The organism is Bifidobacterium catenulatum PV20-2 (assembly GCF_000800455.1).
In the GTDB taxonomy this organism is placed as follows: domain Bacteria; phylum Actinomycetota; class Actinomycetes; order Actinomycetales; family Bifidobacteriaceae; genus Bifidobacterium; species Bifidobacterium kashiwanohense_A.
In genome coordinates this window covers 1,393,547-1,417,737 of sequence record NZ_CP007456.1, presented here as the reverse complement: position 1 = coordinate 1,417,737, position 24,191 = coordinate 1,393,547, and the positions used below count along the sequence as shown (strand labels likewise).

Genomic DNA, 24,191 nt, shown 5'->3' with positions numbered 1-24,191 from the left:
CTCGTTCACCATATCGATTTCGCATATTGATGAATAGGAAGGAACCTTTCGACGTATGGATGGAAGGTTCCTTTCGTTTATGAAAGACGATTCCATGAACCCTGACAGCGACACGAACACCATTGCGGTCGAATTACGTGATATTCGTTTCACATATGACGCCGGCGCGACCTGGGCGCTCGACGGTGTGAACCTGACCATCCGCCAAGGAGAACGTGTATGCTTGGCAGGACCAAACGGATCGGGCAAATCCACGCTTTCGCGCATCATCGCAGGGCTTGCCGCACCCGATGCCGGACATGTCACGCTGTTGGGACACAACGTATTCGATGACGCCGGCGCGCACGCTGACGCTTACCGCAGCGCCCGGCATGGTATCGGGGCGGTTTTCCAACATCCGGAAGATCAGATCGTCACCACCATCACCGAGGATGATGTTGCCTTCGGTCCGGAAAACCTCGCCATTGCGCATGATGATGTCGATATGCGTATCGCCATGTCACTTGATGCAGTAGACATGAGCGAACAACGAGAAGCCGATCCCACGCGAATGAGCGGAGGCCAACAGCAGCGCGTCGCCATCGCCGGCATGCTTGCCATGAGTCCCGAAATCCTCGTGCTCGACGAGCCTACCGCCATGCTCGATCCGCAAGGCCGTGCCGACATCATGCATATTCTTGATGAATTGCAGCAGCATGGCACAACCATCATTCTCGTCACCCACCATCGTGACGAATTCGTCAATGCCGACCGCATCATTCGCCTGAATAACGGGCGTATCGCGCAAAGCGCTCGCGGTAATACTGCAAGTATTCCGGAAATGGATGAATCAGACACAGCGCAAGAAGACAACCCAATTGCCAAATCCAATATCGCAGATGACGCTTCGAAGCCAACATCAACTGTACCAATCATTGAAATCCATAATCTGACATACCAATATCCAAACAGTAACGAGCCTGTGTTCGATAAGCTTTCCATAACCATCAATGCGGGCGAAACCGTGGCCATCACAGGGCATAACGGTGCAGGCAAAACCACCCTCGCGCGTCTTCTCTGCGCGCTTGACCAGCCGCAATCCGGCAACATCACCATCAATACCATTCCCGTCGCACGCCAACTCGCCAACGGCAATATGCAGTCGCTCAAACGTGCGGACCGCGAGAAACTGCGCGCCACCATCGGCTACGTCATGCAACATCCCGAACGTCAGCTTTTCGCCGAAACCGTAGCCGAGGATATCGCATACGGACCACGCAACCAACATCTTGACGAAACACAGGTATCCGAACGCGTCAATCAAGCCATGACGCTGCTGCATATCGAACATCTTGCCGATCGTTCGCCATTCGACCTTTCCGGCGGACAACAACGACTTGCCGCCATAGCGGGCATCATCGCATGCCAACCGCAGATCCTTATTATGGACGAGCCGACCGCAGGACTTGACGAGGCGGCTACAGCCCGCGTGCACAATCTCATCCAAACCCTCCACGCACAAGGCGTTACCATACTCATCATTTCCCATTCGCAAACGGAAATCGACGTGCTCGCCGATCGGGTGATCGCGCTTGATCGCAGACAAAACAGTAATGACGTCACTCGAGATATCGGAACTGATGCCACTTCCGAAACGGCAGGTTCGAAGAATCTGCACACGCTTGGCTCCGGACATGCAAAGGGAGACGTCCGTGAAAACCGCAGTTTTATGGAACGGCTTGACCCGCGCGTGAAGATGGTGAGCGCGTTGGCGGTCATGTTCTCCGCATTCGCCATCCGCTCCTTCTGGCAGTTACTGGTGGCCGCACTGTTGACCGGCATGATCGTTGCGACATCAGGCATCGGCGTGAAACAACTGTTCAAATCGATTCACATGTTCCTTGCATTGTTCGTGTTCTGCGGACTGCTCAATGTGTTCTTCGTACGATCCGGCAATGTTCTTACGAACATCGGACCGATTCCAATCACCGACGACGGTGTGCGTATCGCTATACTGTACGCCTGCAGATTCGTTGCGGTCATTATCATCGGAGCGGTATTCCTTGCCACGACCACTCCCACGGCCATTACCGACGCATTCGAAGCGTTGCTCAAACCTTTCGTAAAATTCGGCATACATGCGCAGGAGATCGCGTTGGTGATGAGCCTCGCATTGCGGTTCCTGCCCACGTTAGGAGGCGAAGCGAAAGCCATTGTGGATGCGCAATCAGCCCGAGGCGGCAGCATCGAAACAGGAACATTCGTACAGCGGATCAAAGCGATGACCGCCATTATCATTCCGGTATTCGCAGGAGCGATACGTCATGCCGATAATCTCAGCCTCGCACTCGACGCACGATGCTACGAGGAAGGCATCATGCGCACGCACTGGCGAATCATGCGGATCGCCAAACATGACATCGCCGTAGTCGGTGTGAGTGTGTCGTACATTGCCGCATTGGCCCTGATCGCTGGACTATGCTGAGCATTCCGGACGGGCATGGCGCTCCACTGATCGCATTGGAAAGCGAAACCGCCGAAGAGACACGTCTGAACACGCGCAAGAACATCGAAAACGGTGTGAACGCCATCAAAGGCGCGGGGGAGTGATATGCAAGATTTTACTGCCCTCACGCTACTCTTGAGCAAGCACCATAGATAGGAATGGAACAAGTTATGGCATTAACCAAGAAGCAGGTCAAGCAGCTGCGTGGCCTGGCTACCAAGCTCAATCCGCTCATCCAGGTCGGCAAGAACGATTTGAGCGAAACCGCTATCAAGCAGGCGGACGAGACCATTGAAAAGCGTGAGCTTATCAAATGCTCCGTGCTCGACGGATCCGGACTGACTGCCAAGGAAGCGGGCGAAGGGCTGGCCGAAGAACTGAACGCGGAACTCGTACAGGTTATCGGCAACCGTTTCGTGCTCTATCGCCGCTCCCATCGCGATGACGTGGAGCATATTCGTCTCGTACGCGAATAAAGCGGGAAACTGACGCGACCAAACATAACAGGGCGGGTGCTTTCTGAAAACCAATCGGAAGGCACCCGCCCTATTGCAATGAAAATAAACAATCGGAAGTCAGAAAAACATGCGATGGAGCGGTGTCAGCGCTCCTGATTCCATTCGGGCTTCCACGTGTACTGCATGTCGTACGCGCTGGCCCAGAACATGTACTCGTTCTCCACGCCGGTCACGAAAATGTCAATCAGCTCGCGCTTGCGCTCCTCGCTCGCGTCGGCTACCAGTTTCTCGATATGTTCGAGCAGCCACACGGAATCCTGCCAGAACTCGTCGGTCTTATACATGTCGACCCAACTTTTGTACGGATTGTCGTCAAGCGTGTCGGCAAACTCGGCAGCAAGACGGTAACCATAATCCGCATACACCCAGGCGCACGGCAGCACGGCCACAAGAATGTCGAGAATATCCTTGCCATAGGCGATGGAAAGGATATTCGACGTATAGGCACGCGCGAAGGCCGACTGGCGCACATTGTTCATCTGCTCTTCGGTGATGCCATAGCTGGCCAAGTAGGAGCGGTGTACTTCGGTCTCGACCTGCAGGGCGCCGTTCTGCACCTTGAGCATGAACGCCATGATTTCAGGGTCGGTGGCCTTGGCTAATCCCAAAGCGTGTACTCTGGCGTAATCGTTCACATAACGAAAATCCTGCAGCAGATAGAAGGCGAAACGCTCGCGTTGCAGTGTGCCTTCGCCAAGCTCGCGGATGAACGGCTGCTGGTAGCCTTCCTCCCAAACCAGGTCAGCAGCCTTGCGCATGCGCTGCGCGAACGGAGGAAGATTGTTGCGTTGGATGCCTTTGGCGGCGTCGAACTCATAATCGAAATTGGTTGTTGATGTCACAGCAGTCATTAGACATGCCTCCCTACGCTGGTATTAACCATCAGGTTCAAAGGGTTCAGGCCTCACTTGGCCTATCTCAACCCGACAAACACGGGTTCCCCTGCATTACGCCGTACATTATGGCAAAGCCGTCCGAAATGTGCAAGAGCCTGTCCGCCGAATGGAATCGTGCCGCATGATGCGAACACAGGCGATGTTCGGTTGAGGGCGAGTGCAAGAATAGAACGTATGACTGAAAAGCAAGTTGCGAAGAACACCATCGAAAAGCTGGCTATCGTCGTGGTGACATACAAGCGTCAGCAGCTGCTCGCCACCCTGTTCGAATCCATCGAAAAACTCACTGTGGCACCATGGCGTATCGTCGTCGTTGACAACGAGCACAGCGATGCGACCCAAGGCATGGTCGGCGATTTCCGTGAAGCGGTCACCGCGCAGTGGGGCAATACCATCGCCGACCAGTCGGGCAACGAAAGTCGCGTGGTGTATGCGCCTCAATCCGACAACCTCGGCGGCGCAGGCGGATTCTCCGCAGGTGTGAAGAAGGCATATGAGCTGGGATCCGAATGGTTCTGGGTGATGGACGACGATGTGGCCGTGATGCCCGAAGCCATCGAACGACTCGCCAAGTGGACCGGCAGCCATGATGTGATCCAAGGCAGCCGATACGACTATGACGGCGGCCCGTTCTACTGGCAATACGATTTCATCATTCCCCTCGGCATCCCCAATCCGATCGCTCCGGCCGCATTCGGACGCCCCGGCTACCGCGTGATGGACACCCTGTGCTTCGAGGGGGGTCTGTTCCGCCGCAACATCGTCGAACAGATCGGCTTGCCGGATCCGCGTTTCTTCATCTACTGGGACGACACGATGTACGGCTACCGCGCCAGCAAAGTCACCAACCCGATCGTGGTGCCCGACGTGATCCTGCGCCGCACTCGTGAAATCGGCAATTGGGATATCGCCGGCGTGCGCCAGCTCAACTCCACCTCTGACATGAACCGTTACCACATCATGCGGAACCGAGGCTACATGGCGCGCTATTTCATGGCGTTCGGCGACTACCGTCCGTTGATGTTCGGTCTGGGTACGCTGCTGACCGTCGCCAAGGAAGTCATCCGTCTGGTGATGGTGGACCGAGAGCATGTGAAGACCGGCTTGGTGCAGATCGCCAAGGGTTGGTGGGATTCTCGCAAGCTGCTGCATGATCCGGATTGGAAGCCGATGCCGCCGCTCAAGTGATGCGGTTGCACCGTTTTCAGACGGTCATCTTCTTACGATTCGCCCCATGTCGATACGCTGAGTTGACGTGGGGCGAATCGTTTGCAGAAAAAAGTTGCAGAATGAATCATTTCATTGCGAAAAATTATGCAATCGTATTCACCATTTATTCTTTTCCGGCGCGTTTTGGGGCATGGGGCGAGTTACTATGGCGCTTACCGGTTCGATAACACCCACTATGTACCTTGATAGGAGAGGTCGAAGATGATTGAAACTGCACAGGCGTTTGGCGTTGACATTGGCGGCTCCGGCATTAAGGCAGCCCCGGTTAACCTCGAAAAGGGCGAGTTTGCCGAACCGCGTCTGAAGATCCTTACTCCGGAAGTTTCCACTCCGAAGGCCGTTGGTGAAATCGTTCGCCAGCAGCTCGAGCATTTCGAGGTTCCCGAATCCGCTCCGGTCGGCATCGCTTTCCCAGCGCCGATCCACGTGGGCGAGAAGCTCGGCTACATGGCCAACCTGGACCAGTCCTGGGTCGGCGTGGACGTCACCGAAGTGTTCTCCGAAGCTTGCGGACGCCCCGTCACCGTGGTGAACGACGCTGACGCGGCAGGCCTTGCAGAACAGCAGTTCGGCGCGGCCAAGGGTCAGGATGGTCTGGTCGTGGCAACCACGCTGGGTACCGGTATCGGCACGGCGCTGATCTTCAACGGCGAACTCATCCCGAACACCGAGCTTGGCCACCTGGAACTGCTCAAGGGCAAGGGCGACGCCGAAAAGTACGCGGCATCCTCCATCCGTGAGAAGCTTGATATGGGCTACAAGAAGTGGGCCAAGCGACTGACCAAGTACTATTCCCTGGTGGAGTTCTACTTGGATCCGCAGCTGTTCGTCGTCGGCGGCGGCGTGTCTCGTGTGTCTGAGAAGTTCCTGCCGTACATCGACATTAAGACCCCGATCGTCGCAGCTAAGTTGCACAATGAGGCTGGCATCATCGGTGCCGCGTACTACGCAAGCACCAAGCAGAAGTGATGCCGTGAACCATTAAGGTTCCCAACCTTCGTATAAGCGAGAGCCGTCCGATTTCATCGTCGGACGGCTCTCGCTTATTCCGTCAACATTTGTGAAGCGAAGGCATGCCATCTTGATTGACGCAGCAACTTGCGCAACCCAAGGAGTATGGTGGAGACCATGCGTTTTTCCTCCAGAGTCGATATCAGCGAGCCCAATCCCATCGCCAAAGCGGAAGCGGAAGCCAAAACAAATGGCATCACGCTTGGCAAACTCAACGACTCCAATCCAACCAAGCATGCGCTCGCGCCGGAACTTCTGCCAGACATATATGGCGCTGAGCCACGCGGCCAACGGTATGCACGCGAAGCGCTGGCCGCATTCCTTCAAGGGCAAGGCAATGATGTTGCCGTCGAAGACCTGTACATACTGAGCTCAACGTCCGAAGCGTACTCGTGGCTGATCAAACTCCTGTGCGACACCGGCGATGCCGTGCTCGCACCGAAACCCGGCTATCCGCTCATCGAATCGATCGCACGTCTCGAATGCATTGATATGATCGAATACCAGCAGCGATTCGACGGATCCTGGTACATCGATGTGGCCGAACTACGCGAAGCACTTGAAAGTGAAGAAGGCGAACGCATCCGCGCACTGGTGCTCATTAACCCCAATAATCCGACTGGTTCATATGTCAAACCGTCGGAACGTGAAGCCATCGTGCGGCTTTGCCACGACCATGAGGTGGCCATCATCGCCGACGAGGTGTTCTACGACTACGATCTGGAACCATTCGAAGGCAATGCGCGTCTTGCGGGAGAGAAGGGTGCATTGACCTTCGCGTTGGACGGGTTTTCGAAAACGTTGGCCGCGCCGCACGCCAAAGTCGGTTGGATCCAAGTATCCGGCCCGGCAGGAGAGGTGGAAGAAGCCAGGCACAGGCTCGACGTGATCGCCGACGACTATCTGCCGATGAGCGAAATCATCGCCAAACAGATCCCCCTCATGCTGCAGGCGGCTCCAGCGCAGACTACGCGCGTAAAAAACCGCGTGCAAGCTAATCTCACCGCATTGCATGCCATGCTGGACGCCGACGAAAACGGCATGGTCAGCGTATTGCGTGCTGAGGGTGGATGGAACGTGCTGTTGCGCGTGCCGAGCGTACTTGACGAGAACGAGCTGGTGTTGGACATGATCGAACGCCATGGAATTTCAGGCCAACCCGGCTACTTCTTTGATATGACGTCGAACGGCTATCTTGCGATTTCGCTGCTGCCGGAATCTGACGAATTCCGGCATAATGTGCAAGTCGTGCTTGACACCGTCAACACAATGATCGCTTGAATCGTGCCCTGTGCCGCAATTAACGCCAATGACGGTACAGCGACGCCAATACGAATCGATCGGAATATGAATCAGGCTTTGGCGGCCTCGTATTTGGCTCGGATTAGATCTGTGTAAAAGGCGACGGCCTCATGTGGGCCACCGTCGAACACCACCTGATGGTCGTCGACCACCAGTGTGCGGTCGATCGCATATTCCGCGCGTGTGATCAGTTCCGTGTCATGCGTGGCGAACACCACTTGCTTGTCGTAACTGAACAAGGCCCTCGCCACATGCGCGGACGCCACCTCATCCAAACCCTTGGTCGGCTCGTCGGCAACGATCGCTGCGGGAGAGAAGCTCAATGCGGAAGCAATCGCCAGCAGATGGCGCTTCTCGCTATCCAATGCGGAAGCAGGCTCGCGCGCGACCGCAGTCAAATCGAAATGCGCGAACAGATTGCCGATAATCGCCTGGCGTTCGCTTTCCGGCACCTTATGCTTCTTCAACGGCTCATCAATCGCCTCACGGATGGAATCCGCCTTGTAATAACTATTCGGAATCTCCTCGCGGCGAACACGACCGATTATCGATTCGATACGTTTCAGATCACGCTTCACCGACGGATCGTATGCAACGCCATCTGCGTCGATGCGCACTGAGCCGGACGTCGCGGCCAACGCGCCATCCAACAACTGCAACAACGTGGTCTTACCGGAACCATTCAACCCGATTACGGCCACACGCTTGCTTTCCGGAGTGATCGTCAACGACGTCGGCTTCAAGCCGACATTGCCATCCTCATACGTGTGGCCGGCCTGGTCAAGCGTGAACGTGACATCACGCGCCCCTTCGGGACGCTTGGATGAAAACAACGAATCGAAAAAACCCATGCTGCCCATTGTACGGGCGCGCCGAACCTGCCGCATACGAAACGAGGCCGGAAACCCAAACCCCCACAAGGAGTTCAGATTCCAGCCCCATCAAGATTCGCGAATGCTTACGCGTCAGCGAAGTGCCGAAATTGTTATCGAACATGTACAGGTAATACTGGCCGTCAGGCAGCGAATCATCGGCGACGTATGTGATGGAATGCTGTCCGCCGGTATCGGAAAAATCTCCGTCTTTCGTCAGGAAGCTGCTGGCCTCATCGGTGCCTGACCACACGGACGGCTCACCGAGCATATAGTCGAGCGTCGGATCTGATTCCAGATCATCCACTTTGATGATGGTGGATGTTTCGCGTGCGGAGAACAACGCGGAACCATCATCTAACAGTTGGATGGTGTTGCAGTGCAGCCAATCCCAACGATTCTGGGAGCTCGAATCCGACTCGTCGGTTCCCGCATGCGTGGTGAAGGCCTTATAGTCGGCGAACAGTTCGCCGAAATCCACCAAGCGGGTCACACTACCGGTGGATGTGCTGAGCTTGATGACCTGATCTTGCACGGCATTGTCGTCGCGGTTCATCTCGGTGGCCAACAGCACGATGTCTCCATTGGCGTCCATCGCGTAATCATGTCGTAATAGAACCCTGAAATAACCCTGAAAACGCCGTGCCTCATATCAGGGTGAACCACGACTGCACGTCATGGAACAAACCGGGATTATTGCGTATCAGCTCGTCGTCGCGACCATATAGGAGCAACGACAATACCGTCACCGCCAACATGAACAGCAGCAGCGCCAACACTAGGATACGCAACAGCCAGCACAGCTGCGGACGGTCGCAATCCAACGCAATGAGCAGCAGAGGCAACGAAGCCAATGCGAACAGCCAACCGAAATCGGCGATGTAACGCCACCCAAGACCACCCAGCCGCGCGTCAAGCGCCACAATCAGCAAACCCAACAGCAGGAACGTCGTCAGCGTGCGCCACATACCGGCATGATCACGAGCGCGCATATGTTGGCGCAGGAATGGACATGCCAGCGAAGCCAATGCGAGAGGCGCCATGACGAACAGGCCTCCAGGCATCGCCTCCGTGAACCCCCAATCCTTCAACGGGGAGGGGTCGACGGCAAGGAACGGGAACATATTCGTCCAACGCAACGGCAAAAACAGATAGTATGCGACCGTCCAAATGAAATTCGACCATGATTGATGGTAGCTCGTCATATCTGTGACTGTCAGCTGATACGACGAACCGAAATCGAATGGCGAGGAGAAACGCACCATGTTATAGACGAACAACGGCACCACCACAACCAAAGCGGGCACCAGCACGGCCAAAGGCGCACGCAACGCGTGCAACATGGCGCAGGTGTGCCCATGCGCGCCAGAAGTGAACGCGCCATCACGCAACTTTTTGGCAATCGCACGAATCTGCGGCCAGAACAAAGGGAACGCGGCGAACGCCACCACCACAAACGACGGACGACAACCCACATTCGCGGCAATGCACACCGAACCGGCAGCCAAATGAGGCAGCGACAACGATCCGGCCGCATTCGCCTTGCCATCCTCGCCAGCGTCGGTCGTGGACGGACGTTCGGCCCCCAACCACAGCCACAAGCCCAACGTGCTCAACAACAAAGACGCTGCGATCGGCACCGAATAGAAATTCGTCCGATACCACAAATACGAAGCGTTCGACGCCAACAACACAAACACGCACAACATGCTGACCGCAGCCACCGAAACATGCGGACGCACACGCTTGATTACACGAATCGTCAACAGGCACGTGAACACCAAAAAACCAAACATCAGCAACGGCACCGCAGCGCCCGACGGCATCATCAGACCACCGTCAACCCACAATGACGTCACCGCACGATACGGCACAAACAACAGCAACGCCGGCACCACACCAAAATATGAATACCAACGCCCATTGAAAAACGCATAATCCCAATACACAGGACTTACGCCATCGGCAAGCAACTGCTGCCGGGTTGCCACGTCATACGGATTATCCGCATCACGCAGCCCCTGGGGCACATCCAAATCAAGCCACGCATGACCATCAAGCAACGCCCGAGCCACATGATCATACTGATCGTAATCATACGTATACATGCCGTCCGTATGAAAGCTCAATGGCACGGCAGACACCAACTGCCACACCACCACCGCTGCGGTCACCACTCCCGGAACCGCCAGCAACACACCCAACGCCACGCGCTGACGCGCACTCGACGTATCCAACGGCACCTTCCACAAACGCGAACCAGGGCGCCACAACGCCACCAACACCATCGCCAACACCAACAACGCCACGCGCAGCGGACTCACCGAAAAAGGCACACGCACATTCGCACGCACTGCCTCAAACGGAATCAAAGACCCCTTCGGCTCCACCACCTGCACACGCACCGTACGACCAGCCGCAGCCCTTACATATAACGAACGAGACGAATCCAACGACACTGAAGTAAGCTCGCACGCCCTACGATCAGCATCAGGACGCACGCGCACCGTACGCACCACGCGCTCACCCTGCTGCTCAGCCCCCTGCAACACCTCATCAGACACAGGAACAACACGCACATAATCCGACGAACCATCCGCCAACACCTGCAAATACGCCTGCGTCGGATCAGTAACCTCCAACAACCCATCATCACGACGCTCAAGCCCCGGCCCCAACGTGTTATACGCAGCCGCCGAATCACCCGACGCCGCCAACGATCGGAAAAAAGGCACATTACACAACACGCACTCAACCAACACCACCACAACAAAAGCGGCTACAATAGCTGCGCGCACACAATGACGCGCCTGAAAACGCTGTTTCGACAAACTCACAAATATTATTCTAAAGGCTGCATGTCGCATTGAATTGAAAGAATAGCCCACATGTCACACCTCACACCAGCATCGTCATCAGCACACCATCCACACCAAGGACGGACCATGCTCAACCACGCCATGCAAGGGGTACGACAACTCATCAACCACAACAAACACCCCCACAACGCCACCGACACCAACCCCTTCGGCAAAGCCCTCGACACACCAGACGACATCATCGACGAACTCACCCGCAACGCCATCAAACTCAACCCACTCATCAAACGACACATCATCAAAGGCTTCGAAGGCGTACCAAACACACTCCAACTCGGCTGGGCGCAACTACCGCAAACCCAAGGCAAAGCCTTCTCCATTGGCCTATTCACCGACACCAACCACTTCGCACAAATCGCGCTCGCCGACAGCAAAGCACGCGTCTTCGCGGGCACTGATCCCGAAATGGACATGCAGGAACTGGACCCACGCTTCATCTTCGTCAAGGAGGAGACCCTCACTTTGCCGGATGGCCCACGATTCGGGCATTCCGCGAACGGCACGCCAAAAATGGTGCGCGCATCACAAGGCGGTGTCGTAGGGCGCATGCCCGAAGGACGCATGATGTGGCTAGCATCCTGGCTCAAAGTCGGCAACCGCTACACGCTTGAACAGATGCGCGCCAACCTGCCGGAAGCCATGCGATTCGACCTGGAATATCGCGACGCCATCGCCATCGCGTTCTTCGCGGCCTACATGCTGCCGCAAATGAACGGACTACTCGTAGGATTCGGCACGGGCAACATCTTCCGCAGGCTCAACAGAGAAGCGCCGATGGGCGCGATCCGCCGATCCATCAGAGACACGATGAGTGCCCGCTCGCACGGCATGCGCGCCTCCGGACTCGAGGACTATTTCGCCGACCTCATGCGCGAGGCCGGCGCGCTCGACAAAGACCAAGGCCTTGAGGCCGTGCATGGTGCGGAACCGCTGCATCTGTACACGTCCAGCTACTCCGGCTGCTACTTCTTCGCATGGGATTCCACATTGCCATTCTCGGCATCGTTGCGTGCGTTGAACATCGAAGGCAATCTCAACCGTTTCGCCGCAGTCAGCTCATGGTTGGAACGCAACGCCCGTATCGGCAGACTCCCCACGGAAGACACCGTGACACGAGCCGAAGCGGCGCAGATCGACATGGCGCTGCTGGAAAATCCGGCGTTGATCGCATTGAAACCGGATGACGAATTCGGTGCAATCCTCGACTCCCAACAGGATGATGGCGTGCAGGCCGTCATGCGTCTGGTGGACATCGCCTCGGAAACCAGACGTTCCATCGCCGAAAACACGAAGGGTGGCACGGACGGCGTCGCCTTAGGCGGCGAAGGCGGTTCGGAATGGGTGTACCGCCAGACAATGTCCCGGCTGCTGCGCAGCATGCGTCTTCCATACCGTTTCGACGTGGATTTCCGATGCAGCCTCAAGGACGGCAATATGGCGATCGGATTCACTTCCGCAGGTGTTTCCATGATGCCGTCCACCAGATACGATGCGACACGCCATGCATGGGTGGACATGACGGACGCCGAACGCGCTCGCATGAGCGCGGACTACAATCTACGTGTCGGACTGATGATGGCCGCGTTGAGTTTCGGTGCTGATCCAGGCATCCAGCGCGTATCGATGCATATCGATTCGATTGGTTTGGAAGAGGCCGTGGCCGAGCAGGATTCCGCCATCAGCGAGCTGATGAGCGAGGCGTTGACCGCATTCGAACGAATCCGTACCGGAGATATGGGCGTTTCCGGATCCAAAGCCGATCCAAAGGACGGCGATTTCCATGGGGATCCGTCTCGGCCGGTGACGCCGAAAACCGCTGACTTGGGTGCCGATGGCGGTGACGGTGAAGATGCGGACGATTCGCTGAACAGCCAGTTCGAGGCTCTGATGAAGGATATCGACTTCGACGAGATGACGTTTGCGGTTCCTGACGAAGCCGCAAACGAGTCCACCGGCGAGGAGAGCGATTCCGAGCATCTCACGCATGATGGTCTTGATGCTGGTCTGATCGGCTATAACGATTTCGACGGGGATGATGACGATCCGTTGAGCCAGCTTCGCAAGAATCCGACCGTGCGCAATCTGGTGACGGTCACCTTTACCAGAAGCGAGTTCATGGAACGGTTGGGTGAGTGCGGACTGTCTGATCCGACAGGCACGTACCGCATGTTCGATGCGGAAATGGATGTGGATGGTCTTGGAGCGTTGAAGCCGGTGGATGCCGCGCTCAACCTGCGTGACAGCCGTTTCTCTCCGGCGGGAAGCCAAGAGGAGCCCGAGCTTTCCGATGTTACATTCGACCATGATACGGCGCAACTGTTCGGCTGCCGCGACATGTCGGGGCTGTCCATCCAGCGTGTGGACCTGCTGCAGCGCGCGGTTGGTGAATTCCATAGGATCGCGCAGGATCCCCTTCTGGAGTCGGTAGCCAAAGCGAAGCAGGCCATGGACATCATCAACGCCATCGCCGACCCTGAGTTAACGGCCTTGGCTCCGCAAGTGACAAGCGCTCTTATCGATGGCAAGGACACGCCGGATTTCTCGTTCCGCGTGGCCGGCGAGCTCGATGCGGAACGCATCAAGGCGAGGGACCTGCTGTTTTCCGGGCAGGTCGATCAGAGCGTGGAATTGGTCGAAGCAGCGCTGGGACGAATGGATCAGCTGTTCGCTTCGAATCCGGGCGTGCCACGGTATTTCAACTCGTATGCGGAACGTGTCATCTATAACCGTATGTTTGCCACGGAAGGCGAACGTACCGTGCTTATCCCTGACAACCTGTTCTATGCGCATATGGAACTAGCCGACGTGCTCGCACAGGTCAAAGGCGTCAAGGCCGCGCTGCCGCATCTCAACGCGATGGTGCGATACGCGCCGGCCTATCCGCTTTCCCATCTCAAGTTGGCGGTTCAACTGGCGCGCGCCGAGGATTGGGATCCGGCCAGAGCGGCTTGCCTCAACGCGTTGCACGTCGCGCTTGACCGTGAGGATGCGTCATTCGCCTATTACAGACTCGCCTATGCGGAATGGATGTGCGACCACTTCGATATCGCGGCCGCCGCGTACATCATGAGCGAGGAGATTGCCCCCGGGCGAATCGCCATGTTGGAAGGTGAGCTTCAGGAATTGATCGGACGCGCGCAGTCGCAGTGCATTCCGGTGCCTACCAATGTGTCGGAAGCCATGCATGTGCTTACGCAGGCTGGACTGCCGGTATGGCCCAACACACAGGTTGCATCCTTGGTACGCAAGGCCGCGCGAGTCTGCGTGGACGAGGGCATGTTCGTGCCGGCACGTACGCTTTCGGTTGCCGCTTCAAGGATGGATGATGAGGAGCGCGACGGTGCCGATGTGGTGCAGATGCAGTTCCTGAGGTCGTTGAACAACTGACCGGCACTATCCGGGGCGAACAATTCAGCGTCGACGGCACGTTAGTCGAACATTTGTGCGATACTGTTCGAAGCGTCGCCGACCGACAGCACTGAAAGCACATCGAAAAATGTTGACAAGGTAGTGACAATGACAAGGCATGACGATTCCGAACAGCTCGCATGGGATTTTGACGCTCCCGAAACGGATGGCGGCGCCATGGGCACGTCGACGCCCGTGTCGGCAGACGAGGGAGCCGCCTCATATGCGCCGGGAAGCGAACAGTGGATCGCCGCATTGCAGCCGACAGATGCGGACGCCATGCGACTGGACAGGATCGACGTTTCATCGATGAGCGCCGAAGCCGCGGCACGATTGTGGGCGCGAGTGGCAGCATGGGTGGAATCCGATCAGATCGCATACTATATTGATGATGCGCCGGTCTCATCTGATGCGGCCTACGATGCGAGAATGCGCTGCCTACAGGCTTTGGAAGCGCAGTTTCCATCCCTCGACTCCACGCAATCGCCGACGCATCGTGTTGGGGGCACCTTCTCCAATGATTTCGCATCAGTGCGTCACCCGTCACGCATGATGAGTCTTGACGATGTCTTTTCGCTTGAGGAATTACGCGAATGGTATGACAGTGTCATCCGAGGTCTTGATTGGCCGGACACGAAGCCCCTGCCAATGACCTGCGAAGTGAAGATTGACGGGCTTGCGCTCAATCTCATCTACCATAATGGCGTGCTTGAACAGGGCCTGACCAGAGGCGACGGTGTGACTGGCGAAGATATCACACTCAATGTGCGCACCATCTCCACCATTCCACAGAATCTTGCCGGGCCAGAGGAGGATATTCCTGAATTCGTGGAGATTCGCGGCGAGGTTTTCATGCGATGGGATGATTTCAACACGCTCAACAGGGAAAGCGAGGATGCGGGACGCGCGCCTTTCGCCAATCCGCGCAACGCGGCCGCAGGAAGCCTGCGTCAGAAAGACCCGCGCATCACCTCCACCAGAAGGCTCAGTTTCTACGCGCACGGTATCGGCACGCTCCAATGGGGCGCCAAACGAGGCGACGGCCACGATATCGTCAACAACCAATCCGAGGCGTACGAGCTATACAAGAAGTGGGGTATACCGGTCTCTCCGCACAATCGTGAAGTCACCACATTCAGCCAAATCCTCGACATGATCGACTATTACGGTGAGCATCGCGGTGACATCGAGCATGCGCTCGACGGCATTGTCGTGAAAGTGGACGATCTGGGGTTGCAGCGGTCGCTGGGCGCGACCTCGCGTGCGCCACGTTGGGCCATCGCCTACAAGTATCCGCCGGAGGAAGTCAACACGGAGTTGCTCGACATCACCGTGCAAGTGGGTCGTACCGGCCGCGTGACACCGGTGGCCATTCTGAAGCCCGTATATGTTGCGGGTTCAACAGTGTCGAGAACCACTTTGCACAATCCGTTCGAGGTGGAACGTAAAGGCGTGCTTATCGGCGACACCGTTGTGGTGCGCAAGGCAGGCGATGTGATTCCCGAACTTGTAGGTCCAGTGTTGGAGCGTAGAGAAGGGTGCGAAGACCAGCTGCGCCGTTTCGTGATGCCTTCGCATTGCCCGAGCTGTGGGGCACAACTCGCTCCAGCCAAAGAGGGGGACAAGGACATCCGCTGTCCGAACGTGGAGTCCTGCCCGGCACAGTTAACCGAACGCATCATCAACCTGGCATCCAGAAAGGCGTTCGATATCGAACATCTGGGTGACCAATCGGCCATCGCGTTGACGAATCCAGAAGAGGATCGCCCCGATTCGGTGGCGACCTACGCGCCGAACATCACCGAAATCGTAGTGGCACCGGGGCAGGAGCCCGAACCGTACGAGCCGGTGGAAGGGCTGGAACTGCCGGCCCGGCAAACGCCGGTGTTGTCCAGTGAGGCCGGCCTGTTCTCGCTGAAAGCCTCCGACCTGCAGGATGTTCGCGTATGGCGAGAAGCGCCAATCATCGAAATCCACGAAACCGTCGGCAAGAACGGTAAGCCGAAAAAAACGCGCAAACGTATCGGCGGATCAGGCCTATGGCATCAGGTCCCGGCGTTTTGGACAACTCCGACAGCGGCGAGAAAGCGTAAGGACGAAGTCGATGAATCCTCGGAATATCCCGGATATGACGTGCCTGAGGATGCCATAGTAGTCCGAGAGGAAACCAAGGTATCTCGTTCCGGAGCATCCAGCGTGCAGCCGGTATATATACGTCCTGCGGAAAACACAAGGAAAATGCTTGACGAAATGGACAAGGCACGCCACGCCGACTTATGGCGTGTGCTTGTAGCCCTGTCGATCCGGCGCCTCGGCCCGCCCACGGCACGTGTTATCGCCAATACGTTCGGATCGCTTGACGCCATCGAACGCGCCAGTGTGGACGAACTGTCTCAGATAGACGGCATCGGTCCGGAAATCGCGGAATCGGTGGTCACGTGGTTCGCATCGGCCAAGGAATCAGGCGATTGGCGTGGCATGGTGTTGGAAGCATGGAAGGCTGCTGGAGTCGGCGTGGAGCAGGCTGAAATCAGTACACTACCGCAGACGCTTGAAGGCAAGACAGTGGTCGTCACCGGTTCGTTGATTGATTTTTCGCGTGACTCCGCCAAAGAAGCGATTATCTCCCGCGGTGGAAGAGCCTCAGGATCCGTCAGCAAAAAAACCGATTGGGTGGTCGTTGGCGAAAACGCCGGCGCCAAGGCCGCCAAGGCAGAGGAATTAGGCGTTCCCATGTTAAACGAGGACCAGTTCAAAATACTGCTGGAAAACGGAACGGTGTGACGTCGGAACGTCAAGCTGGCAACATAATCGCAAGAAAGCTCTGGCATGCCGCGCCTCAAGACGCTAGTCTGGTACGCGGTTAAAGGAGGAACCATGACCGACGAGCGTACCATTGAAGCGCGCATCTATGAGCGACTCAGCAAAGTGATCGATCCCGAGCTGGGGCGGTCCGTGACCGATCTGGGCATGATCGCAGCCATCGATGCGATACCGGTGGAAGGCAAAACGAACACTTACGAAGTCCGTGTGGAAGTCGAGCTGACGGTGGAAGGCTGCCCATTATCGCAGACCATCACCAACCAAATCAACGGAGCGGTGGCATCCTACCCGGATGCGACGCTGCTGCCGCGTATCGAAGTCGGATCCATGAGCCAAGACAAGCTCACCCAACTCGTTGCAGGTCTCAAAGCCGATCGCAAGCAGAACCCCTTTAATAAGCCGGGCATCAAAACCCGTATTTTCGCCATAGCATCCGGCAAAGGCGGTGTCGGCAAATCGTCCGTCACCGCGAATCTTGCCGCCACTTTCGCGGCGCTCGGTTATGATACGGCCGCCATTGACGCCGACATCTACGGGTTCTCGCTGCCGCGACTGTTCGGCGTGCATGCGCAACCCACCAATCTGAATGGTATGCTCATGCCCGTCACCGCTTGGGGGGTGAAACTGATTTCCATCGGCATGTTCGCGGGCGCCGATCGTGCGATCCTTTGGAGAGGGCCGAGACTGCAGCGTTCGCTCGAACAATTCCTTTCGGATGTGTGGTGGGGCGAGCCCGACGTGCTTCTGCTTGACTTGGCTCCGGGCACCGGCGATATGGCGATTTCCGTGGCCCAGGCCCTGCCGAATGCGGAACTGGTGGTGATCACCACGCCGCAGCCGTCCGCATCCGACATCGCAGTACGCTCCGGCTTGGTGGCGCTGCAGGTGCCGATGAAAGTGCGCGGCGTCGTAGAGAACATGAGCTATTACGAGCATAAGGGTGAACGTCTGCGGATTTTCGGCGAAGGCGGTGGTACGCGCGTATCGGAACAGCTGACCGAAAGCCTCGGCTATGACGTTCCTTTGCTCGCTCAGCTTCCACTGGAACCGGAATTGCGGGAGACTGGTGAGGACGGACGCCCGGCCGTGCTGAATGAGGATGGCTCGTTACGTGCCGACGGTATTGGCGAGACATTCAGGAACCTAGCTGAATCATTGATGTGCAGACCTCTGTAAAACTCTATGGAACCGTGTTTCCGTGCTGCATTCAGTACGGGAGGGAAACCCGTGAAGACAGGCCATTGCAAAAATCCGAGCGTGTTCTATGCCGGAAACGAAGCGAAAATGAAACAGCCCTTGTGAAAATCTTGTGCCTTGTGTAGTATCAAGCGCAGACACGGGGGCCGTATGGCTGAGAGGAAGCAAACGCTTCGACCGTATGAACGTATACCGGGTAATGCCGGCGCACGGACGTCTCTCTTTTCCCGTGCCTTGACATAAAGAAAGGCACATTCATGACCGTAAATGAATCTTCCGCGGTGAAGAAGCACAACAACAAATGGCGAGTCGTTGATATCGTTGTGGCCGCCATCATCGCGGTTGCAGCTGGTGTGATTTTCTGGGGCTGGGATGTTATCTGCGCGGCTCCAATCACGCTGTTCGAAGCGGTGACGCCTGGCTTCGAAGGCCTACTGAACGGCATCTGGCTATTTGCAGGACCTCTGGCCGCCCTTATTGTGCGAAAGCCTGGAGCTGCGCTGTTCGCCGAAACCCTTGCTGCCGCTATAGAACTCGCCATGGGCAATCCCTGGGGCATCGGCGGTTCCCTGATCATTGGCATCTGCCAAGGTCTCACTGCCGAAATCGGCTTTGCGATTTTCGCATACAAGCGTTGGGATTTGCTGTCGGCCACCATTTCCGGCACCCTCGCCGGTTTGGGATGCTTCCTCTACAACTGGAACGCAAACCCCGCCTGGGCAGGCTTGCGTATTGCCGTCAACTGCGTCACTTCCATTGTTTCCGGCGCTTTGGTGGCTGGAGTCCTGATGTATCTGCTGCATCAGGCCATCGCCAAAACAGGCGTGCTCGACCGTTTCGAATCCGGTCGTGCGCAGACTCTGGTCTGACGATTCGTTTGTGAAGTCCCGTATCGCATTCACGGTGGGTGGATACGGGACTTCTTTGATGCGTGTTCGCCTTACGAACGCCAAATGCAAAAGGAATGAAAGAACGATTCATGGGTACTGATGCAGAAAAATCGTTTTCCGCAGCCGGGGTGGTCGCACGCGATTGGGGATGGCGACATGCCTCACGTAAGGATTTTGCGTTAAGGCATGTGGACTTCACCATACAGCCAGGGGAGCGCGTATTGCTGTTGGGTGCTTCCGGTGCCGGAAAATCGACGTTGATGGCCGGTCTTGCCGGCGTGCTCGGCGGTGATGATGAAGGCGAACTCGAGGGTGAGCTGCTGATCGACGGAACAGATGCCCGCCATTCGCGTGGGCGCTCAGGATTGGTATTGCAGGACCCCGATGCACAGACGATTCTGGAACGTGTGGGAGACGATACCGCTTTTGGTTGTGAAAATCTGAATCTGCCAAAAGATGAGATTTGGAGCAGGGTCCGTTCCTCACTCGACATTGTTGGACTTGGCTATATGAAGCTCGATCGCTCCACGCGCAGGCTTTCTGGCGGGCAGCGTCAACGTCTGGCTTTGGCTGGCGTACTCGCCATGCATCCCGGGCTGCTGTTGCTTGATGAGCCGACCGCCAACCTTGATCCGGAAGGCGTCAAGGAAGTGCATGATGCGGTACGTGATGTGCTCGACCGAACCCATGAAACCTTGGTGGTGGTGGAGCATCATATCGACGTATGGCTTGATTTGGTGGATCGCGTCATTGTGCTTGGCAAGCCGGAAGCCGATTCGCATGTCAGCGGAGTCATTGCCGACGGCACTCCGGAAGAAGTGTTTGGCAGCATGGCGACGGTGTTAGCAAAAGGCGGTGCCTGGGTTCCGGGGCGCACTGTCGAAAGCCATATTCCCGAATCCAATCAATCGTCGGGAAATGTTGTTCTGCGAACCGAGGATCTCAGCTTCGGACGTGAATTCGCGCTTGGCGAGCATGTGAACCTCGCGTTCCGTGCCGGCGAGATTACCGCCCTGACCGGCAAAAACGGTGTGGGGAAATCCACGCTTGCTTTGACTTTGGCTGGCTTGCTCGAGCCGATTTCCGGTCGGGTAAGTATGGATGAAAGCATGGTTCCCGCGCATAGGGAGAACAACGTCTTCACATGGAAAAGCAGGGATCTTCTTGGGCGAATCGGCATGGTGTTCCAAGAGCCGGAACACCAGTTCGTCACGTCCAGTGTGCGCGACGAAGTGGCAGTCGGCCCTAAATCCATGGGGAAAACCGATGACGAGGCCTACGCCATCGCCGATATGATGCTGGAACGGCTGAACCTCAAACGGTTCGCCCCAGCCAATCCATTCACGTTATCCGGCGGCGAGAAGCGTCGCCTTTCCGTGGCGTCCATGCTTGCCGCGGCGCCGAAGGTGTTGGTGATGGATGAGCCGACGTTCGGTCAGGATTTCACCACATGGACGGAAATGGTCAGGCTGATAGCGGGCGCGCGCGACGCGGGCTGTTCCGTCATCATGGTCACTCATGACGAGCCGTTGATCGAAGCGCTGGGTGCGCGTCGCATTCTCGTAAGCGAGGGGGAGTGAGATGGAACAGTTGGAAACCATCAGCGTGGTGCCGCATAAGGAACGTCATGATGACGCCAAGCCGGCGTCGCCGTCATGGTTTGTAGCGAAGATTAATCCGGTCAGTCGTTTCATCGGTGCACTGATATTGTGCATTCCCATGTTCGTGACGTTGGACGTGGTTTCCGCATCGGTGGCGTTCGCGTTGGAGATGCTGCTGCTCTGGATTGGAGGCGTCGCTCCATGGACGGTGCTTCGTAAAACCTGGCCGGTATGGGTCGCAGCTTCGGGAAGCTTCATTTCCGTGGCATTGTATGGCAAAACCTCCGGTGTCGTGCTGATCAATCTTGGCAATGTCATTGTGATCTCGCAGGGATCGTTGTATTTGGCGTTGGCCACGTTCCTACGTGTGGCGGCCATTGCCGTTCCCGGCGTGATCCTCGCGCTTGGCCTTGACCCGACCGATCTGGCTGATGGTTTGGTGCAGATTCTGCATTTGCCGTCACGATTCGTATATGGCGGCTTGGCTGGCATGCGCATGTTTACGTTGCTGCAGGATGATTGGCGTGCGCTTGGACAATCCCGCCGCTCTCGTGGCCTGGGCGACGGTAGCGCCATCAAGCGCGTGTTTTCCCAGGCGTTCAGCCTATTGGTTGTGTCAATTCGACGTGGCACGAAACTTGCCACCGCCATGGAGGCGCGTGCTTTCGGATCGGATGCTCCACGTAGCCAGGCTCGGGAATCACGTTTGCATGCCGTCGACTGGCTGTTTTATGCGATTTGTGTGGCAGTGCCAGTGATCGCGTTGTCTTGCGCTTACTTCACGGGCTACTGGCATTGGGCTTTCACCGGTACCGGCAATTGATTGAACACATGATCTCATAGCGCGAGATTGTTGGATTTGCGGCGATTACAAAAAGGACGTTTCATTCGTTGCACGGAATGGAACGTCCTTTTTGTATGTTTTTTAAAAAAAGCGTGGCATCCGCTACTTGGCGAGCTTGTCGAGCAGCAGCGCCTCGGTGATCACGTTGTTCTTCAGACTGGGCAGGCTGATGGACTCGTTCGGGCTATGCGCGTTGGCCTTCGGATCCTCCGGTCCGGTAACCAAGACTTGGGCCTTCGGGAAAATACGCTGCAATTCCGGAATGAACGGAATCGAACCGCCTTCACCCTTGTTGACAGGAGCCACGCCAAAAGCCTCTTCCATGGCTTCCATGGCATCCTTGGTGGCTTCGGCATTCGGATCCATGGCCCAGCCCATGCCATTATCGAGCTTGTCGACCCACACCTCGGCACCGAACGGGGCATGCTCGACCATGAATGCGGCAAGCGCCTCCTGGGCCTCTTCCGGACGCTGGTTCGGGGCGGTGCGTAGGCTGAGGCGGAACGTTGTTTCAGGGGAGATCACATTGAAGGATCCTTCCACCGGATGCGCGTCAAAACCGATGACGGTCACGCTTGGTTTGGTCCACAGGCGTGCGGCCAAAGAACCGGTGCCGGCCAGACGGTAGGAATCGACGATGCCGGCGTCCGTACGCACGGCTGTCTCGTCCATGTCTCGTTGCAGTCCGCCGATTGGATCTTCTGAGGCGACGCCCGGTACCGCCAGATCACCGTGTTCGTCGTACATGGAGGCGATCAGCATGGCTGCGAGCGTGTTCGCATCGAGGATCGGTCCGCCGTACTGGCCGGAGTGCACTGGGTGATGCAATGCCTTGACATGCACGTCGATGTCGGTGTTGCCGCGAAGTGATGTGGTAAGGGAGGGGATTTCCGCGGACCAGTTGCCCGAGTCTGCGACGATGATCACATCGGAGTCAAATTCGTCTTTGTGTTCTTCGATGAAGGGAATGAAGCTTGGTGAGCCCATTTCCTCTTCGCCCTCGACGAAGACTTTGATGTTGACTTTCAGATCGTCGCCGAGGGCCTGCAATGCGCCTGAATGGATGGCGATGCCGCCGCCATCGTCGGCCGCGCCGCGCCCGTACAGGCGGGTGTCGATTACAGTGCCGACGAACGGGTCGGTGTTCCATGCGCTGGCGTCGGGTACCGGCTGTACATCGTGATGCGCGTACAGAAGCACGGTCGGTGCATCCTCATTGACAATCTTAGAACCAATGACTTCCCAAGCGCCCGGGGTGCCATTAGGATTGTGGGACTGCACCACTTGGGCGTTTACGCCGACCTTGTTGAGCTCTTCGGCCACAAATTCGGCGGATCGTTTCATATGATCCGCGGTGATGCCTTTTGCCGAAATGGACTGTAATGCGATTTTCTTGTTAAGCACGTTGACGATGCGGTCAAAATCCGCTTCGACTCGTGATCGAACTTCTTCGACAGGTAAAGCTGCCATATTGCTCCTTACAAAGACGCGCTGCCATACAACAACGCAGCGTGATCATATGCGTGTAACGAATGACCATTGTATCGGTCTCAATCGGCGCGTCCAATTGTTGACAGGGCAGGGCCAAGGCGTCGATACGTCACTTTACGCTCTATAGGCATGAGTTTGTTTAACAAGAAGGAAGAGACGGCGCAGGAGCCTGTCGAGACCAAGGCTGCAGAAAATACTTCTGGCAAGGGTCGTCCGACGCCGAAGCGCAAGGATGCTCAGGCGCAGAATCTTCGCCCGTTGGTTCCCAAGGATCGCGAGGCGAGCCGTAAGGCCGCCAAGGCGCGTATGCGCGAACGTGAAAACGCCGAATACGATGCCATGCAGAAGGGCGACATCAACCACATGCCGAAGGCAGAGCGTCTGCCATGGCGCATTTACATCCGTGACTACGTCGATGCTCGTTTTAACCTCGGTGAGTTCTTCATTCCGATTGCGTTCGTCATTCTGATCGGTTCGATTTTTGTGACATATCAGTGGCCTGCGTTGGCATTGCCGTTGATGATGCTCATGTATGTGTACCTGTTTGCGGTGATCATTGACGTGGTGATCATGTGGCGTAAGCTCAAGAAGAAGCTCATTGAGAAGTTCGGCGAGCAATCCGTGGCCAAGGGCATGCGTTCTGGTTCCTATGCGTGGAGCCGTGCGATCCAGATGCGCCGTTGGCGTCTGCCGAAGCCGCGTTACGATAAGCGTGGACACTGGCCGGAGTGATCGGCTCCTGCC

Annotated in this window: 17 protein-coding genes, 1 pseudogene and 2 riboswitches; of the genes and pseudogenes, 13 read left to right on the top strand and 5 right to left on the bottom strand. The window is 56.7% G+C overall.

Annotation, left to right across the window (positions count from 1 at the left end; translation table 11 throughout):
• Positions 1-79: 79 nt before the first annotated feature.
• The 3 genes from AH68_RS06295 (at position 80) to AH68_RS06290 (ending at position 2,961) form a co-directional block, all read left to right on the top strand.
• Positions 80-2,464 (top strand): energy-coupling factor transporter ATPase, encoded by a 2,385-nt coding sequence (locus AH68_RS06295; RefSeq protein ID WP_144245766.1) that lies wholly within the window; start codon positions 80-82, stop codon positions 2,462-2,464.
• Positions 2,458-2,589: a hypothetical protein gene (locus AH68_RS11180; protein ID WP_268871187.1), complete on the top strand. Its 132-nt coding sequence runs from the start codon at positions 2,458-2,460 to the stop codon at positions 2,587-2,589. Before AH68_RS06295 ends, AH68_RS11180 begins: the two co-directional genes overlap by 7 nt.
• Before the next feature lie 66 nt (positions 2,590-2,655).
• The gene (locus AH68_RS06290) at positions 2,656-2,961 is read left to right on the top strand and encodes a YhbY family RNA-binding protein (protein WP_033501017.1); all 306 of its coding nucleotides are present in this window, start codon (positions 2,656-2,658) and stop codon (positions 2,959-2,961) included.
• 125 nt (positions 2,962-3,086) lie between these two features.
• On the opposite strand, the gene tenA is transcribed toward AH68_RS06290, so the two are convergent.
• Positions 3,087-3,854, bottom strand: coding sequence for a thiaminase II (gene tenA, locus AH68_RS06285; protein WP_003834566.1), 768 nt, complete (start codon positions 3,852-3,854; stop codon positions 3,087-3,089).
• A riboswitch (TPP riboswitch) is annotated at positions 3,847-3,957 on the bottom strand. (Overlaps the previous gene by 8 nt.)
• A 116-nt stretch (positions 3,958-4,073) precedes the next feature.
• On the opposite strand from tenA, the gene AH68_RS06280 reads away from it, so the two are divergent.
• From AH68_RS06280 to AH68_RS06270, 3 genes are all read left to right on the top strand, one after another.
• Positions 4,074-5,087 (top strand): glycosyltransferase family 2 protein, encoded by a 1,014-nt coding sequence (locus AH68_RS06280; RefSeq protein ID WP_039198613.1) that lies wholly within the window; start codon positions 4,074-4,076, stop codon positions 5,085-5,087.
• Between the two features lie 243 nt (positions 5,088-5,330).
• A complete protein-coding gene (ppgK, locus tag AH68_RS06275) occupies positions 5,331-6,098 on the top strand; it encodes a polyphosphate--glucose phosphotransferase (RefSeq protein WP_039198611.1) in 768 nt (255 codons plus the stop codon).
• A 159-nt stretch (positions 6,099-6,257) separates the two neighbouring features.
• The gene (locus AH68_RS06270; protein WP_039199924.1) at positions 6,258-7,421 is read left to right on the top strand and encodes a pyridoxal phosphate-dependent aminotransferase; all 1,164 of its coding nucleotides are present in this window, start codon (positions 6,258-6,260) and stop codon (positions 7,419-7,421) included.
• Positions 7,422-7,492: 71 nt separating this feature from the next.
• On the opposite strand, the gene AH68_RS06265 is transcribed toward AH68_RS06270, so the two are convergent.
• From AH68_RS06265 to AH68_RS06255, 3 genes and pseudogenes are all read right to left on the bottom strand, one after another.
• Entirely contained in the window at positions 7,493-8,293 is an 801-nt protein-coding gene (locus AH68_RS06265) for an ATP-binding cassette domain-containing protein (RefSeq protein ID WP_039198609.1), read from the bottom strand.
• A 109-nt stretch (positions 8,294-8,402) separates the two neighbouring features.
• Positions 8,403-8,930 (bottom strand): annotated as a pseudogene (locus AH68_RS06260) (aryl-sulfate sulfotransferase); the annotation flags it as partial.
• Between the two features lie 31 nt (positions 8,931-8,961).
• Positions 8,962-11,181 (bottom strand): hypothetical protein, encoded by a 2,220-nt coding sequence (locus AH68_RS06255; RefSeq protein WP_395947789.1) that lies wholly within the window; start codon positions 11,179-11,181, stop codon positions 8,962-8,964.
• Between the two features lie 93 nt (positions 11,182-11,274).
• Here AH68_RS06255 and AH68_RS06250 point away from each other — a divergent pair, with 93 nt between their 5' ends.
• The 6 genes from AH68_RS06250 (at position 11,275) to AH68_RS06225 (ending at position 21,935) form a co-directional block, all read left to right on the top strand.
• The gene (locus AH68_RS06250) at positions 11,275-14,580 is read left to right on the top strand and encodes a tetratricopeptide repeat protein (protein ID WP_236682475.1); all 3,306 of its coding nucleotides are present in this window, start codon (positions 11,275-11,277) and stop codon (positions 14,578-14,580) included.
• 129 nt (positions 14,581-14,709) lie between these two features.
• The gene (gene ligA / locus AH68_RS06245) at positions 14,710-17,385 is read left to right on the top strand and encodes an NAD-dependent DNA ligase LigA (RefSeq protein ID WP_039198602.1); all 2,676 of its coding nucleotides are present in this window, start codon (positions 14,710-14,712) and stop codon (positions 17,383-17,385) included.
• Between the two features lie 93 nt (positions 17,386-17,478).
• Positions 17,479-18,600: an Mrp/NBP35 family ATP-binding protein gene (locus AH68_RS06240; protein ID WP_039198599.1), complete on the top strand. Its 1,122-nt coding sequence runs from the start codon at positions 17,479-17,481 to the stop codon at positions 18,598-18,600.
• A 150-nt stretch (positions 18,601-18,750) separates the two neighbouring features.
• Positions 18,751-18,853, top strand: a riboswitch (TPP riboswitch).
• A gap of 25 nt (positions 18,854-18,878) precedes the next feature.
• Complete coding sequence (locus tag AH68_RS06235; protein ID WP_039198598.1) at positions 18,879-19,490, top strand: ECF transporter S component; 612 nt, start codon at positions 18,879-18,881, stop codon at positions 19,488-19,490.
• Positions 19,491-19,585: 95 nt separating this feature from the next.
• Positions 19,586-21,091: an ABC transporter ATP-binding protein gene (locus AH68_RS06230; protein ID WP_144245713.1), complete on the top strand. Its 1,506-nt coding sequence runs from the start codon at positions 19,586-19,588 to the stop codon at positions 21,089-21,091.
• A 1-nt stretch (position 21,092) separates the two neighbouring features.
• Entirely contained in the window at positions 21,093-21,935 is an 843-nt protein-coding gene (locus AH68_RS06225) for an energy-coupling factor transporter transmembrane component T family protein (RefSeq protein ID WP_039198594.1), read from the top strand.
• 123 nt (positions 21,936-22,058) lie between these two features.
• Here AH68_RS06225 and AH68_RS06220 read toward each other — a convergent pair whose 3' ends face one another.
• Positions 22,059-23,426: a dipeptidase gene (locus AH68_RS06220; protein ID WP_039198592.1), complete on the bottom strand. Its 1,368-nt coding sequence runs from the start codon at positions 23,424-23,426 to the stop codon at positions 22,059-22,061.
• 150 nt (positions 23,427-23,576) lie between these two features.
• Here AH68_RS06220 and AH68_RS06215 point away from each other — a divergent pair, with 150 nt between their 5' ends.
• A complete protein-coding gene (locus AH68_RS06215) occupies positions 23,577-24,179 on the top strand; it encodes a DUF3043 domain-containing protein (protein ID WP_039198589.1) in 603 nt (200 codons plus the stop codon).
• Positions 24,180-24,191 lie beyond the last annotated feature (12 nt).

What these genes read in the sequence shown, in the direction of transcription:
- AH68_RS06250 (WP_236682475.1), top strand. Translation starts at nt 11,275, where the DNA reads ATGCAAGGGGTACGACAACTCATCAACCACAACAAACACCCCCACAAC.
- ppgK (WP_039198611.1), top strand. Translation starts at nt 5,331, where the DNA reads ATGATTGAAACTGCACAGGCGTTTGGCGTTGACATTGGCGGCTCCGGC.
- AH68_RS06290 (WP_033501017.1), top strand. Translation starts at nt 2,656, where the DNA reads ATGGCATTAACCAAGAAGCAGGTCAAGCAGCTGCGTGGCCTGGCTACC.
- AH68_RS06280 (WP_039198613.1), top strand. Translation starts at nt 4,074, where the DNA reads ATGACTGAAAAGCAAGTTGCGAAGAACACCATCGAAAAGCTGGCTATC.
- ligA (WP_039198602.1), top strand. Translation starts at nt 14,710, where the DNA reads ATGACAAGGCATGACGATTCCGAACAGCTCGCATGGGATTTTGACGCT.
- AH68_RS06215 (WP_039198589.1), top strand. Translation starts at nt 23,577, where the DNA reads ATGAGTTTGTTTAACAAGAAGGAAGAGACGGCGCAGGAGCCTGTCGAG.
- AH68_RS06240 (WP_039198599.1), top strand. Translation starts at nt 17,479, where the DNA reads ATGACCGACGAGCGTACCATTGAAGCGCGCATCTATGAGCGACTCAGC.
- AH68_RS06225 (WP_039198594.1), top strand. Translation starts at nt 21,093, where the DNA reads ATGGAACAGTTGGAAACCATCAGCGTGGTGCCGCATAAGGAACGTCAT.
- AH68_RS06270 (WP_039199924.1), top strand. Translation starts at nt 6,258, where the DNA reads ATGCGTTTTTCCTCCAGAGTCGATATCAGCGAGCCCAATCCCATCGCC.
- AH68_RS06230 (WP_144245713.1), top strand. Translation starts at nt 19,586, where the DNA reads ATGAAAGAACGATTCATGGGTACTGATGCAGAAAAATCGTTTTCCGCA.
- AH68_RS06235 (WP_039198598.1), top strand. Translation starts at nt 18,879, where the DNA reads ATGACCGTAAATGAATCTTCCGCGGTGAAGAAGCACAACAACAAATGG.
- AH68_RS06265 (WP_039198609.1), bottom strand. Translation starts at nt 8,293, where the DNA reads ATGGGTTTTTTCGATTCGTTGTTTTCATCCAAGCGTCCCGAAGGGGCG.
- AH68_RS06220 (WP_039198592.1), bottom strand. Translation starts at nt 23,426, where the DNA reads ATGGCAGCTTTACCTGTCGAAGAAGTTCGATCACGAGTCGAAGCGGAT.
- tenA (WP_003834566.1), bottom strand. Translation starts at nt 3,854, where the DNA reads ATGACTGCTGTGACATCAACAACCAATTTCGATTATGAGTTCGACGCC.
- AH68_RS06255 (WP_395947789.1), bottom strand. Translation starts at nt 11,181, where the DNA reads ATGCGACATGCAGCCTTTAGAATAATATTTGTGAGTTTGTCGAAACAG.
- AH68_RS11180 (WP_268871187.1), top strand. Translation starts at nt 2,458, where the DNA reads ATGCTGAGCATTCCGGACGGGCATGGCGCTCCACTGATCGCATTGGAA.
- AH68_RS06295 (WP_144245766.1), top strand. Translation starts at nt 80, where the DNA reads ATGAAAGACGATTCCATGAACCCTGACAGCGACACGAACACCATTGCG.